This is a genomic window from Nocardia sp. NPDC052316, from assembly GCF_044547795.1.
Taxonomy (GTDB): Bacteria; Actinomycetota; Actinomycetes; order Mycobacteriales; family Mycobacteriaceae; genus Nocardia.
On sequence record NZ_JBIUBB010000002.1, the window covers coordinates 535,559 to 549,428 of the forward strand.

A 13,870-nucleotide genomic window follows, 5' to 3' on the forward strand; every position below is an offset into this window, starting at 1 on the left:
GCCTTTCGTAGTGTGCTGTCCCGGCGAGGGCGGTACGGATCAGTCCTGGTCCGGGATCCAGTGCCCATGGATGCCCGCGGGGACCCGCTGCGGGAGGTCGACGGCGGCGACCGGCGGCGCGGTGAGGTCGGCGGCGTCGAGCACCAGCAGTTGCGACGCGTCGGCGGCGAGATCGCTGACGATGGTGAGCAGGTAGCCGTCGTCCTCCTGGGTGGCTCCCTCGGCAGGTACGAAGACCGCCTCGCCGGGCATGCGGTCGGGTCCATGCGCGAACAACTGGCGCTGTCCGGTCAGGGTGTCGAATTTGACGGTGTGGTAGCCGGTGAGCCCGGCGCCGGGGAAGGCGACGGCGTAGCTGTAGCGGTTGGGTGATCCGGCGTGGTCGTCGTTGATGGCGGGGAACTCGATCACCAGATCGTCGAGCGCCTCCTCGGTGACCTTGCGGGTGACCGGGTCGAGGATCCAGCGATGGAAGGTCGTCCCGACAGTGGGGGTGGCGGGGTAGCCGGCCGCACCGACCCACCACTTCCACGAGGTTTCCCAGGCCGAGCGGTCGAAGCGCGGGCATTCCAGGATGATTCGCCCGCGACCGTCGACGTAGGAGTTGGCGACGTGCAGGATCGCGCTCGCGCTCTCGACGTCGAACCAGACGACCTCGCCGGGGGTATGCCGCGGCAGCACGCCGAGGCGCAGCGGGACCTCGTCGTGCCAGCGGTACGGGATGCCGGACTGTTCGGCGTGATCGAAGACGACGGGGGAGCCGAGGAAGACGGCGTGCTCGCGAGTGATCGCGAAATCGTGCATCAGGGCCGGGCCCGCACCGGCGATCGGCGTGGACCGGATGATGTCGCCGCCGGCATCGGCCACGTAATAGATCAGATAGGGCGGGAAGGGGCTGTAGGAGAAGAAATGTAGTTCCCCGGTGCTCGGGTCCACCTTCGGATGGGCGGTCATCGAGGTGGTCAGCTTGCCGCCGAAGTCGTGCACGCCGATCGTCTCCAGCTCGCCGGTCACCTCCCAGGGCAGGTTCGCCTCCTGCAACGCGAGGTAGCGGCCGCCGTGGCAGATGATGCTGGTCGCGGCGGCGCTGACGTCGAGTTCGGTGCCGGTGAACGGGACACCGTCCAGGTACGGCGTCTTCACCCAGCGGTTGCGGTACCACTCGGCCCGGCCACCGGTCAGCCGGATACCGTGCAGCATGCCCGCCCCGCGGAACCAATGCGTCGGCGTGACACCGGGTTTGGGATTGTGGCCGTTGCGGAAGTAGCGCCCGTTCAACTCCGGCGGCAGGCTGCCGTGCACGGTCAGTTCGAACGAGGTGTGCTCCTCGGCGGTCGGCGCGTAGTGGCCGGTGAGGTAGGGCAGCGGTCGCGTTTGCATGGTTGTCAGTTTTGCGGCGGGGCAGGTTTCCTCGCGTCGGTGATTCCTGCCTATACGTAGGTAGGCGATACCTAGGTCTGCGTTTGGCACGGGCGGTTGATTCGCGGAAGGATCAGGCCGTGAGTTACCTCGTCGGGCGATCCGAAGAAACCGCGCGGTTGCTCGCGCTGCTGCACGAGGCGCGTGAGTCCCGTGGCGGGGCGTTGCTGCTGCTCGGGGAGCCGGGGATCGGCAAGAGCGCGCTCCTGGACCACCTGGCACAGGCCTCCTCGGGCTTCCTGATCATGCGCGCGTCCGGGGCCGAGTTCGAGACGGAGCTGCCGTACTCGGCACTGCACCAGCTGTGCGCTCCGGTGCTGGAACACCTCGACGCGCTGCCCGCGCCGCACCGCACCGCGCTGCGGATCGCGTTCGGCCTGGACACCGGCGCCCCGGACCCGTTCCTGGCCGGCGCGGCGGCGCTCGGTCTGTTGCTCGAGCACGATCGGCCGCTGCTGTGCCTGATCGATGACGCGCAGTGGCTGGACCATGCGTCGGCCCGCGCGTTGGCGTTCGTGGCCCGCCGGATCGGCGCCGAACGCGTCGCGATGGTGTTCGCCGCCCGCGAAGACGTGGGCGGGCTGGCGCAGCTACCCCAGGTCGACGTCGAGCGATTGAGCGAATCCGAGGCGCGCGCGTTGCTGGTGCGCGAGGTACCCGCCTCGCTGGACGAGCGGGTGCGCGACCGCATCCTGGCCGAAGCGCGCGGCAACCCGCTCGCCCTGCTGGAACTGCCGAGGACCGCGGGGTTGGCGGGCATGGCAGGGGGCTTCGATCTGCCCGCGCCGCGCGCCGCCGAACGCAGCTTCCGTGCCCGCCTCGCGACGCTGTCGCCCGAGGTGCGGTTACTGCTGACCGTGGCCGCCGCGGAGCCGGTCGGCGATCCCGGCTTGCTGTGGTCCGCGGCGAAGCTGCTCGGCGTGGAAGGGGCCGCCGCCGAGGATGTCTCGCTGGTCGAGTTCGGCACCCGCGTTCGGTTCATTCACCCGCTGGCCCGCTCGGCGGTGTATCAAGCCGCGACCGCCGCGGAGCGACGGCGTGCCCACGCTGCGCTCGCCGAGGTGAGCGACCCGGTCGCCGACCCCGACCGGGTGGCCTGGCATCGGGCGCTGGCCAGCGCGGGACCGGATGAGGAGGTGGCGGTCGCGCTGACGCGATCGGCGAATCGGGCGCAGGCGCGTGGCGGGGTCGCCGCCGCGGCGGCGTTCCTGGAACGGGCCGCCGCCTTGACCCTCGACCCCGGCCTGCGGACCGAGCGGGTGCTCGCCGCGGTCGAAGCCAAGCTGTCGGTGGGGGATTTCGGCGTTGCCGCGGAGTTGCTCTCAACCCTGGACTCCGACGATCCGCGCGTCGACCTGCTGCGCGGGCGAATCTCCTTCGCCCGCTTCCGCGGCGGCGACGAGCCGACCGACCATCTGCTCCGCGCCGCCACCCGGCTGGCGGATCGCGACCCGGTCCGTTCGCGCGAGTGCTACGTGGACGCGGTCGAGATGAGCCTGCTGACCGGCGGGTTCGACGCCGTGATCGAGGCCGCGCGCACCGCACCGCCGCACCCGCACCCGCCTGCCCGCGCCGACCTCATCCTCGACGGCATGATCGCGCTGACCGTCGAGGGGCATCAGGCGGCCGTGAAGCTGCTGCGCCCCGTCGTGGCCGACAGCGCCGACGCGGCGTGGGCGCGGTGGCCGACCCTCGGTTTCCTGCTCGCCCTCGAACTGTGGGACATCGACGCGATGCGTGGCATCGGCACCCGGGTCACCGCGTCCGGCCGCGAGGTCGGCTCCTTCCACATGCTGCCGATCGGGCTGGCCATGCTCGCCACGGTCGCCGCGCACGCCGGCGACTTCGGCGCCGCGACGGCGATGATCTCCGAGGAGGAGGCGATCGCGGAGGCCACCGGCGCCGCCCCGCTCGTCTATCCGCGAATTCACCTGGCCGCCTTGCGTGGTCGGCGCGCGGAGGCCGAGCAGCTGTTCGCCGGTGTCGGCCCGCACATGACGCTCAGCGTGCAGTACGCCACCGCCGTCCTCAACAACGGCCTCGCCGACTACCCCGCGGCGATGCGGGCCGCCGAACGCGCGGTCGCCACCGGCGATCTGGGGCTGGCGGGCATGGCCCTGCCCGAACTGGTCGAGGCGGCGATGCGCTGCCACGAACCGGACGTCGCTCGCGCCGCGCTCGCCACACTCACCGAACGCGCGGTCGCACAACCATTCGGGCTCGGAATCCAAACCTACGCACGAGCTTTGATGGACGACGACGAGGAAGCCTACCGTGGGGCCGTATCGCTACTGGATTCCAGCACCTTCGCCATCGCGGCGGGCCGCGCCCATCTCGTCTACGGCGAGTGGCTGCGCCGCCAGGGTCGCCGCCGCGACGCCAGAACCGAGCTGCGGCACGCCCACGAGGTCCTGTCGGCCCTCGGCGCCGAGGCCTTCGCGGCCCGCGCGGCCGCCGAACTCCGTGCCACCGGCGAGCACACCCGCAGCCGATCCGCCGATGTCTCCGCCGCGCTCACCGTGCAGGAGGTACACATCGCCCGCTTGGTCGCCGACGGCGCAACCTCCAAAGAAGTAGCGGCCAAACTGTTCCTGAGCCCGCGCACCGTAGACGCCCACCTACGCAACATCTTTCGCAAGTTGGGCATCTCCTCCCGCCGCCAACTCCGAGATCTCCCAGAGCTCCGTTAGCCTCCGGTCCACCACGACATCGGTGGCGGACGGACCTCCACTTGTGATCCGCGCCACCAACCGGCCTCGATTGCCGTCGGCTATGGTCGACTCGCTCTCCTCGACCACTACCCTGCGGCGGATCCCATGCTGATCGAGCTTGTACTTGCGGCGGTTGCCGTGCTGGAGGCCATCGGACTGGTGGTGCTGCTCGTGCTGCTGGTCGGCAGCCGCCGCCGGTCCGCGGAGCTGCAGCGGCGGCTCGACGACCTGCAGCGCAGGTTCGATGCCAGGCAACTGCTGCGCAATGGTGGGCGGGAGGCGGTGAAAACCGTATGGGATACCGCGAACCTGTTGCGCAAGAAAGGGTTCCGTGGCGCGGTCCTCACCTCGATCGAGAACCTGGCCGGCTGGGCGCAGGTCGAACGACCGGACCTGGCGGGCCTGGCACCCGACGGGCACGTGGTGATCATGTTCTCCGACATCGAAGGCTCCACCGCCCTCAACGAACGCCTCGGCGACCAAGCCTGGGTCAAACTCCTCGATCGGCACGACCGCCTGACCCGCCAGTGCGTCGCCGAACACGGCGGGCACATCGTGAAGAGCCAGGGCGACGGCTTCATGATCGCCTTCGCCGAGCCCGAGCAGGCCGTCTGCTGCGCCCTGGACATGCAGTCCGCCCTCGGCAACGCAGGCAAATCCGTTGGCCGCGAACGCGTTCGCGTGCGGATCGGCATCCACATGGGTAAATCCGTCCGCCGCGGCGACGACCTCTTCGGCCGCAACGTAGCCATGGCCGCCCGAGTCGCCGACCAAGCCGACGGCGGCGAAATCCTCATCAGCACCCCGGTCCGCGACGCCGTCGCCGACCACCCCGACATCACCGTCACCGCGGAACGCCGGGTGGAACTCAAGGGCCTGCACGGCACCCACCACCTCTACACCGTCGAACGCACCCGCACCGAGACGACCGAGCGCCGCCCGTAACAGATCGCCCGGCGTTTGATAGACATCATCTGAACAGCTACGGGGAGGAGCGGCGCCGCCGATGGAGGATCGCGAGGAAGCGCAGCCGTCGCGCGCGGTGAGCGGGTGGACGGTGGGGCTGGTCTGTGTGGCGATTGTGGCGAGTGGGGTCATCGTCGGTGGGCTGCTGCATGAGCGGGAGCCGGAGTTGACGACCAAGCCGGTGCCCACCGCTACCGCCGCCACGTCCCGACCGCCGGTCGGCGGCTCCTACGTCACTCCGCCTGTGGCGTTCCCGGTGGAGATTCCGGGTTGTGCCGTGGTGGAGCCGCCCAGCCAGGACGGTTTGACGGCGTGGGCCAGCTACGGCACGTTCGGTTACGACAATCCGGCGTATCCGTGGTTCTCCGGTCCGAAGGCCGTCGCGATGTCGCGGGCGCTGCGCGATGCGTTGCCCGGTGATGTCACGGTCGCCTTCGCGTCCGACGACCAGTCGCTGCTGTTTCAGCCCATCCTCGACGATCCCGAGGACTCCGCTGGGCCGCAAGAGGCCGGCGGCTGGACCACCGCTAGCGGCACGCTGCGCCGCGGCGCGGCCGAGGGGCAACTGATGGTGACGGTTCGGCAATCCACGGCACCGGTGCCGCCCTGTGTGGCAGGCGATCTCGATGAGCGGCGTCGGCTCGCCGACGGTACGACGGTCGATGTGCAGGACACCTGGTACGAGATCGATAAGGTGCGCACGCTGTCGCGCACTGCCCACGCGTACTTGCCGGACGGCACCTCGGTCACCGCCGCCGCCACCGACACCGATCAGCGTGCCGACGGCACCGGTCACTCCGGCACGGTGCCGGTGACGGTGGACGAACTCGCGGCGCTGGCCACCACCCCTGGCCTGCGCGTCACGACCCCGGTGCCGCCGGGTACCCCTGATGTACCGGAAAGCTGTTCCGGCGTATCGGAAACCGGCGGGCCGATCGACGAGGGCGTCGCTCGCCGGTTGGATGCGGTGCTGGCGCGCATACCGCTCGACGGTCTCACCCTCGACCGGCCGCTGGGACAGTTGCGACCGGCGGGCCCCGGCGCGAGTGGGGTGTGCCAAGCCGTTCGGATCAGCACGCCGGGGCGGGAGTCGCGGCTGAGCGTCGCGATCGCCACGGCACAGCCCCTCCCGGCGGACCCGCCGCCCAACCGTGACGGTGACCGCGTCACGGCGCGGCGGCTGCCGGACGGGACGGTGGTCGAGACCCGGGAGTCACGGTTCAGTGTGCAGTCGCAACAGCCGGCCGCACAGCCGGTAGCGCAAACCATGCGCACGGTCACCGTCACCCGACCCTCGGGCACCCGGGTCCAAGTGTCGTCCACCGCCGACGATCCGATCGAACCGTTCCCGTTCGCGCAGCTCGAAGCGATCGCCACGACGCCCGAGCTGGAGGTGCGCTGATGGCGCCGATTCCAGGCTTGCGCAACCTGCTGCTGGCCGCTGCCGCCGCGGTGATCACCAGTGCCGGAGCGGTTTACGTCCTGATGCAACCCGCCGACGGCACCCGCAAGATCACCGGAACCGTGGCCGCGGCGCCCGGCCTCGCCTGGTCGGTCGATGCCGCCACCACCGCCGACGGCGCGTCCGCCGAATTCCGGGATCCGGTCGCGGGCACCGAATACGACATGGGCGGTGCGGGTTTCGTCGACGCGGGCGACACCCTCGTCGCCGTGGTCGGCTCCTCGGACGGGGATATGAGCCTGCGAAATCCGACGATGGTCGGTATCGACGCCGACACCGGCGCGGTGCGCTGGCGTACCCCCGCCGCCCACCTCGGCGGTTGTGCGCCGGCACCGCTCGGTAACCACCTCGTCTGCTTCACCGGGCCGTCCGAGCCGCCCGCTCTGGTCGGCTACGACATCGGCAGCGGCAAGGTCACCCGCACGTCCCTCGAGTGGTCGGTCTTCGCCCTCGCGGCCGACGGGAATCGCCTCTATCTCGCCGAAGGTGATGTCGAGTCCGACGACGTGCGTGTGCATTCCGGCACCCTCGCCGACCCCGACGCCCACTGGACCCGCGCCTTCACCATGGGCACCTCCTGGGAGTCGTTGCCCGCCGACGCGCTGGACGTGACGCATGGGCAGGGCCTGTTCGCCCTGGGCGCGGGGCTCGCCGGTTTCGACCTCGGCACCGGCGCACCCACCTGGACGGCGGAGCTGACCGGCTGTTCCCGCACGGTCCGAACGAATCCGGCGCTGGTGCTGCGAATCCGCACCGACTGCACCGGCTACCGGATCACCGGCTCCGACCTCATCGACCGCACCGGTCGGGTGCTGGCGACCACCGATCACGAAGCCGCGCACAGCCTCTCGCTGGACCTGCCGGCCGACGACACCGTCCCCGTGCTGCTCGGCGACGGTGCCTACGATCGCCGCACCGGACAGCTGAGGTGGACGAGCCCCGATCTGGTCACCCAGCCGCGTACGCTCCAGAGCGAGTACGGGAACGCCACTTCCGGCGCCGCGATCGCCGTGCTCGGCGATATCGCACTGCTCCGAGACGACGCCGCAGGCACCACGACCGGTCTGGATATGCGCACCGGGAACCGACTGTGGCAGATCGCGACCGAGCGTTCGGGCACACCGAACGCATGGGACGGCGCTGTCGTCGTCTTCGCCGACTCGAACGGACTGTGGGCGATCGACCCGAAGTCCGGCACCACGGTGTGGGACATCCCGTTCGACGCGGTGACCGACGTCCCCGACGCTCTGAGCGACGGCGGCCGAGTGACCGCCCGCGGCAACGGTCGCTACGGCTACGCTTCCGCGCGTACTCTGCTCGGGTTGCGTCCGCTCGGGTCATAGACCGACGTCTGTTACCCGTGACAGTTCGTTACAGGGAGGTAGTCTTGGCCCTGTCAGAGCTCGGTCCCCGTGCAGCGTGGTTAAGGACCCCCATGCCCTCGAATTTCGCTCTCAAGACAATGAACACGGCCCATCGCGCACTCCTGAAGGTCAGCTGCGGCAAGCTGGGCAACGACTTCAGCGGTATGCCGTCGGTCGAACTGGTGACCATCGGACGCAAATCCGGTCGCCCGCACGCGGTGATGCTGACCGCGCCGATCGTCGACGGCGACACCTACGTCGTCGTCGCCTCCCGCGGCGGCGACCCGCAACATCCGGCCTGGCTGCACAATCTGCGGGACAACCCGGATGTCCAGGTGTCGGTGCGCAGCGGGCCCCGGCAGCCGATGACCGCGCGGATAGCGAACGCCGAAGAGCGGGCCGCCCTGTGGCCCCGCGTGATCGCGGCGCAGAAGGTCTACGCCGGTTATCAGAAGAAGACGACGCGCGAGATCCCCCTGGTCCTGCTGACGCCGAAGCCCGTGTCGGCCAACTGACCGGCGCGGTTCCGCGGCATTTCGGTCGATTCGCTTCCGCGGCAAGGGAAACGGCATGAGCGAAGCGGGTTCGTACATCATTCGCGGCGGTATCCAGGGGCGAGAACGGTTGCGCGTCTTGGCCGGCGTGCTGGCGCCGCGCACCCGGGCCATGCTCGAGCGGTTGCCGGTCCGGGCGGGCGACCGCTGCTGGGACGTCGGTTCCGGCGGCGGCGATGTGACACTCATGATCGCGGACATGGTCGGCCGGAACGGGCGAGTGCTCGGCACCGACCTCGATCCCGCCAAGGTGGCGTTGGCCGAAGCCGAAGCGACGGCGTACCCGCAGGTGGAATACCGAGTCGCCGACATCACGCGGGAGCCGCCTGCGGAAACCTTCGACGTCGCGCACGCCCGTTTCCTGCTCTCGCACCTGACCGACCCCGCGGCGGCCGTCGCCGCCATCACCCGGACACTTCGGCCGGGCGGCACGATGGCCGTCTCGGACGTCGACTTCAGCGCGCCCCTGTGCTGTCCGGACGTACCGGCTTTCCGCGCCTACCACGACTTGTACATTCGCACCGGTCGGCACCGGGGCGCCGATCCGCTGATCGGCCCCCGGCTGCCCGCGCTGCTGCACGACGCGGGCCTCATCGACATCCACATCGAGGTGCACCAACCCGCGGAACCGGACCCCGCAACCAAACTCGTCCACGTCCTCACCCTCGAGAACATCGCCGACGCCGCACTCGCCGCCGGACTGACCAGCACCGCCGAGCTCGACGCCATCCTCGCAGAACTCCGTGCGGCAGTAGAGGATTCGGCGATGATGCTGGCCGCTCCCCGGATGGTGCAGACCTGGGGCAGCAAGCCGCGATGATCGCGCCGCCTCGATCGCATGCAGCATCGAGGGCGCGTGCGGAACAGTGGAAACTGCTGGGCGAACCGTCCGCGCGTTCCGTAGCCCGTAGCGAGACCTCATCGGCGGGTGTCGTGTGGATTGTGTGGACAAGTGGTGTAGCCCGACGGTGGGGTGCGCGACTCGAGTGAGACTTACGGGGTGAACGGGACGTGGGAGTTGTGGGGTGGGGTGGTGCTCGGCGCGATCGCCGCGCTACCGGTGGCGGGTGCGGTGGCGTGGTGGCTGGCCCGGCGGCGCGGGTGGCGAACGGCGCTGTGCGAGGTCGGGATGGTGGCGGGTACCGCGCCGTGGTTGTGGATGATCCTCACGCCCAAGGGATCTGGGCGTTCGCTGAATGTGGTGCCGCTGCGTGATCTGGCCGATCAGTTGACCGACGGAAGGGTGATCGAGCAGTTCGGCGGGAACCTGCTGGTCTTCGCGGCGCTCGGGTTCCTGCTGCCGGTGCGCTTCGCCTGGTTCACTCGCTCGTACCGCGTGCTGCTGGTGGGTGCCTGCGCGTCGGTCGCCGTGGAGACAGTGCAGTTCGCGCTCGCCATCGGCCGTCACTCGTCCGTCGATGACGTGCTGTTGAACGCGGCCGGTGCCTACCTCGCGGCCCAGCTCTCCCGACCCTGGTGGCTGTCGCGCGTTGGTCGGGCGTAGCGGTCAAGGTCCTTTGGGATCGACCATCGTGGCCATCGCCGCCGCGCGCCGCGACGGCGAAAGATCGCACCTGATCAGCGCCGCGGCTCTGCGGAACTCGGCCGAATGCGCTTGCGCGGCTTGCGTTGCCGTGTCAGCGACAAACGTCGAGTCGATGCTGGCGACATGGTCGGCGATGCGCCGGGTCTCCGGCAGGCCAAGGCCCGCGGCGATCGTCAGGGCGGTCTTCCAGTGCTTGCGTGCGACCGAGAAGTGCGCGGAGCAATAACTGACCGTGGCGATGGCGTCGTAGGCGAGCATTTCCTCATAGGGCGAGCCGGAGGCATAGGCGATGTGCAGTGCGCGTTCGTAGTGGGCGAGCGCTTCCCGGTAGTGGCCTTGCCTGCGATGGATATCGCCGATTCCCAGATACGCACAGCACTTGAGGATCAGATCATTGCTGCGCTCCGCGCGCGCCAGCGCCACCCGGAAACTTTCCAGCGCTGTTTCGTACTGCTTCAGTTGGCAATAGGTATTGCCGATGCGGATCGAGAAATAGTTGTGGAAAAGGGTATTCGGTGACATCGGCGTCAACGTCTTACGCGCGTCTTCCAGGTGTGCGAGCGCGTCGTCGTATTTGTCGACCCGCATGTCGGCGTCGCTTATCCGCATGAGGGCACTGGCGCGCAGGTACGGATCGCCGGTTTGGTCGGCGATATCGACGGCTTGCCGGAGATAGTCGACGGCGTCCGCGCAATGCCCCATCCGCTCGTGGACCTGCCCGAGCCCTTGCAGCGCATAACCTTCCATGTATCTGTTACCGCTGGACCGCGACAAGGTGAGCGCTTGGTAATACCCCATCAGCGCGTCTCGATACCGCGCCAGCCGGAAGTAGACCAGTCCGCTGTGATGCATGGCCCGTGCCGCGTTCGCGTGGTCGCGCATACCGTGCGCCAGCCCGACGGCGTCGTTCAGCACCACCAGCGCCTGCTGGCAATGCCGCATCCGCCAGAGCGTGTAGCCCAGATTGACCAGCAGGCGGCACTCTTCGGCGTGCTGACCGCTGCTGCGCGCCACCTCGACCGCGTCGAAGTGCAAGGTGATCGCGTCGTCGGAGCAGCGCAGCCCCGTCACGTACGGCCACCAGAGGATCTCGGAGAACAGCCTGGTGTAGCCGGACCAGCGGGCCTTGGTCGCCTCACGCGCGATCGCCAGCAAGTTGAGCCGTTCGCTGTGCAACCAGGTCACGCACTCGTGGTGACTGACGAGCGCGGGCGTGGGTGTCACCGGTCTGGGCAGATCAGCGACGCGGAAGGTGCGGTCGGGCAGGATTCTGGTGCCGACGGCCCACGCGGCGTACCGGTAGTAGTCGAACAGCCGGGTCAACGCCGCGTCGCAGTCGATCTCGGACGGTTCGCTCAGTGTCGCGGCGTAGTCGCGCACCAAGCTGTGGAACCGATAGCGCTCGGAGACAACCTGTTCGAGGAGATGAACATCGACGAGCGCCTCGAGGATCTGTTCGGCGGCGTCGATCCCGATATCGGCGAGGGCGGCGGTGGCATAGGTGTCGAAGTCACGGCCGGGGTGCAGTCCGAGCAGCCGGAACACGCGCTGCTGATCGATCGACAGGTCGTGGAAACTGGCGGTGAGGGCGGCCGCTACGCTGCGGGATCCCGCGGACAGGTGTTCCAGCCGGCTGGGATGTCGAAGCCGCTCGGCCAACCGGTCGATCGGCCAAACCGGACGCGCACGCAGCCGTCCGGCCGCGATGCGAATGGCCAGCGGCAGATAGCCACACAACCGGACGGTTTCCTGTACCGCCTCGGGCTCCGCCGTGACGCGCTCGTCGTGCACGATGGTGGTGAAGAGCGCGGTGGCGTCCTCGCGCGAAAACACATCCAGTGACAACGTTCTGGAGACTTCCAGGTCGACGAGCCTGCGCCGGCTGGTGATCAGCACCAGGCAGCTCGCGGTGCCGGGCAGCAGCGGCCGCACCTGATCGACGTCGGCGACGTTGTCCAGCACCAGCAGCGCCGACCGGGCGGCGATCCTGGTCCGCCACATGGCGGCGCGGGCATCCAGATCCGGCGGTATCGACTCACTCGGCACGCCCACCGCGCGCAACAGCCGGTCCAGCGCCACCATCGGTTCGACGGGCGCGCTCTCGGCGGCGTGCCCGTGCAGGTCGATGTAGAGCTGGGCGTCGGGAAAACGACTGCTGAGCCGGTGCGCCGCGTGGATCGCCAGCGTCGTCTTGCCCACGCCGGCCATGCCGTCGATGGCCTCGATCAACACGGTCGGGCGGGCCGCTTCCGGCGGTATGTCGGCGAGAAGGCGGTCCATTTCGTCGGTGCGGCCGGTGAAGTCCGCGATATCGCCGGGCAACTGATTCCGGCTTGGCAACACGTCGGGCTGGAACTCGGTCTTGTCGCCGCCGGACTCGCCCGCTGCCGAGGCGCTCTCCGCCGCCGTGGTGGCGGCGGGCCGCGCCGCCTCCTGCTCACGACCCACCGAATCGACTGTGCTGTACAGCGATTCGTGCCGACCGGTCGGTGTCGAGACCCCACCGAGCGGCGGCTCGATCTCGTCGCGCAGGATCCTGCGGTGCAGCTCGCGCAGTTCGCGTCCCGGTTCGATCCCGATCTCGTCGGCGAGATGACGCTGCGCGTCCTGGAAGACGAGCAGCGCCTCGGCCTGCCTGCCGCAGTGGTAGAGCCCGAGCATGAGCAGCGTGCGGAACCGTTCCTGCAGGGGATAGGAGGTGACCAGCGGGGCGAGCTCGGCGACCGCTTCGGCGTGCTGGCCGCGGGCGAGTTTGATCGCGGCGCGGTGTTCCAGCGCGGTCAGGTAGCGCTCCTGCAACCTGCGGCGTTCGGCCTCGATGATGGGCCCGGCCAGCCCGCTGAACGGTTCACCGCGCCATAGCGCCAGCGCGGCATCGGTGTGTGTGGCGGCCGCGGCGAGATCGCTGTCGCGCCGGCATCGCTCGGCGGTAGCGAGCAGCCGGTCGAACGCGACGTGGTCCGAGAGCGAGGGGTCACCGTGCAGCACGTACCCCGTCTCCGCCCACACCAGCGCGGGCTCGGTCGCCTTACGGCACGGGGCCAGCGCGCGGCGCAGCCTACTGACGTAGGTCTGCACGCCGTTGCGCGCGTCACCCGGGGGGTGTTCGCCCCACACCCCGTCGATGATCGCGTTCACCGTTACCGGCCGGTTCATCTCCAGCATCAGTGCCGCAAGCACCGCTTGCTGTTTCGCCGGGCCCAACTCGATTTCACAGTCGTCGCGCCTTGCCGTGAACGAACCGAGCACCCCGTATCTGATCTGCGTGTGCGCCATGGACAAGCCCTCCTGAACCATGTGCTACCAGCGCTGAGCATAGGTGGCGCCGGACTCCTCCGAGGGAGGAACACTGGATAGTTACCACTTTGACCAGTCATTTATGCGCTAGTACAGCGCGAGTTACGCAGCTCGAGACATCCTGATCGAGTGTGCGGCAGCATGATTCGGGGGATACGAGTTCATCGGCAGCCGACGAGCTGTCCGGTCAGCAACAGCTCATCTAGTTTTGAGCAAGCGGCCGATTCCGAGCTTCGTCACGTGCCGCACCGGTGGAGTCGCCGATTCGCCCTGCTGTCGCAGGCTGCGGACAGGGTTGTCGCGCACGGTGATTCGGGGTGGGTGCCGCACCGGTGGTCAAGCAAGTGGCCCGGTGTGGATACGTCGACGGGGGCGGCGGCAGTCGACCGGGGGCACCGAGTGTCCCCACCTTTGCCAGCGCAGCGAGAGGGGCGCGCGGCGGTGCTGTCCGGCGATGCGCGTGCTGAGAGCCCGCATCGCCGAAAACGAACTCGTTCGGCCAGCAGTGGTTCGGTACCGCCCGGCGAAGGTGATAAGCGAGGGAGTTTGTC

At 69.2% G+C, this 13,870-nt stretch carries 9 protein-coding genes; 7 read left to right on the forward strand and 2 right to left on the reverse strand.

Annotated features, from left to right (window positions below; all coding sequences use genetic code 11):
* Positions 1 to 39: 39 nt before the first annotated feature.
* Positions 40 to 1,380 carry a carotenoid oxygenase family protein gene (locus ACIHA7_RS09420; protein ID WP_397287434.1) on the reverse strand — a complete coding sequence of 447 codons (1,341 nt, stop codon included), beginning with the start codon at positions 1,378 to 1,380 and terminating at the stop codon, positions 40 to 42.
* A gap of 119 nt (positions 1,381 to 1,499) precedes the next feature.
* Here ACIHA7_RS09420 and ACIHA7_RS09425 point away from each other — a divergent pair, with 119 nt between their 5' ends.
* The 7 genes from ACIHA7_RS09425 (at position 1,500) to ACIHA7_RS09455 (ending at position 9,980) form a co-directional block, all read left to right on the forward strand.
* On the forward strand, positions 1,500 to 4,109 hold the full coding sequence (locus tag ACIHA7_RS09425; RefSeq protein ID WP_397287436.1) for an AAA family ATPase: 2,610 nt from the start codon (positions 1,500 to 1,502) through the stop codon (positions 4,107 to 4,109).
* Between the two features lie 126 nt (positions 4,110 to 4,235).
* Positions 4,236 to 5,075 (forward strand): adenylate/guanylate cyclase domain-containing protein, encoded by an 840-nt coding sequence (locus tag ACIHA7_RS09430; protein WP_397287438.1) that lies wholly within the window; start codon positions 4,236 to 4,238, stop codon positions 5,073 to 5,075.
* A gap of 61 nt (positions 5,076 to 5,136) precedes the next feature.
* On the forward strand, positions 5,137 to 6,498 hold the full coding sequence (locus ACIHA7_RS09435) for a hypothetical protein (protein WP_397287440.1): 1,362 nt from the start codon (positions 5,137 to 5,139) through the stop codon (positions 6,496 to 6,498).
* Complete coding sequence (locus ACIHA7_RS09440) at positions 6,498 to 7,901, forward strand: PQQ-binding-like beta-propeller repeat protein (RefSeq protein ID WP_397287442.1); 1,404 nt, start codon at positions 6,498 to 6,500, stop codon at positions 7,899 to 7,901. The genes ACIHA7_RS09435 and ACIHA7_RS09440 overlap by 1 nt, the downstream gene beginning before the upstream one ends.
* Before the next feature lie 92 nt (positions 7,902 to 7,993).
* Entirely contained in the window at positions 7,994 to 8,437 is a 444-nt protein-coding gene (locus ACIHA7_RS09445; protein ID WP_397287444.1) for a nitroreductase/quinone reductase family protein, read from the forward strand.
* 55 nt (positions 8,438 to 8,492) lie between these two features.
* Positions 8,493 to 9,296: a methyltransferase domain-containing protein gene (locus ACIHA7_RS09450; RefSeq protein WP_397287446.1), complete on the forward strand. Its 804-nt coding sequence runs from the start codon at positions 8,493 to 8,495 to the stop codon at positions 9,294 to 9,296.
* A gap of 180 nt (positions 9,297 to 9,476) precedes the next feature.
* The gene (locus ACIHA7_RS09455; protein WP_397287448.1) at positions 9,477 to 9,980 is read left to right on the forward strand and encodes a VanZ family protein; all 504 of its coding nucleotides are present in this window, start codon (positions 9,477 to 9,479) and stop codon (positions 9,978 to 9,980) included.
* Positions 9,981 to 9,983: 3 nt separating this feature from the next.
* Here the strand turns inward: ACIHA7_RS09455 and ACIHA7_RS09460 are convergent, their stop codons facing one another.
* The gene (locus ACIHA7_RS09460) at positions 9,984 to 13,298 is read right to left on the reverse strand and encodes an AfsR/SARP family transcriptional regulator (RefSeq protein WP_397287450.1); all 3,315 of its coding nucleotides are present in this window, start codon (positions 13,296 to 13,298) and stop codon (positions 9,984 to 9,986) included.
* Positions 13,299 to 13,870 lie beyond the last annotated feature (572 nt).

Excerpts from the sequence above, each read along its gene's own strand:
- ACIHA7_RS09430 (WP_397287438.1), top strand. The coding sequence starts at position 4,236 with ATGCTGATCGAGCTTGTACTTGCGGCGGTTGCCGTGCTGGAGGCCATC.
- ACIHA7_RS09440 (WP_397287442.1), top strand. The coding sequence starts at position 6,498 with ATGGCGCCGATTCCAGGCTTGCGCAACCTGCTGCTGGCCGCTGCCGCC.
- ACIHA7_RS09445 (WP_397287444.1), top strand. The coding sequence starts at position 7,994 with ATGCCCTCGAATTTCGCTCTCAAGACAATGAACACGGCCCATCGCGCA.
- ACIHA7_RS09435 (WP_397287440.1), top strand. The coding sequence starts at position 5,137 with ATGGAGGATCGCGAGGAAGCGCAGCCGTCGCGCGCGGTGAGCGGGTGG.
- ACIHA7_RS09460 (WP_397287450.1), bottom strand. The coding sequence starts at position 13,298 with ATGGCGCACACGCAGATCAGATACGGGGTGCTCGGTTCGTTCACGGCA.
- ACIHA7_RS09450 (WP_397287446.1), top strand. The coding sequence starts at position 8,493 with ATGAGCGAAGCGGGTTCGTACATCATTCGCGGCGGTATCCAGGGGCGA.
- ACIHA7_RS09420 (WP_397287434.1), bottom strand. The coding sequence starts at position 1,380 with ATGCAAACGCGACCGCTGCCCTACCTCACCGGCCACTACGCGCCGACC.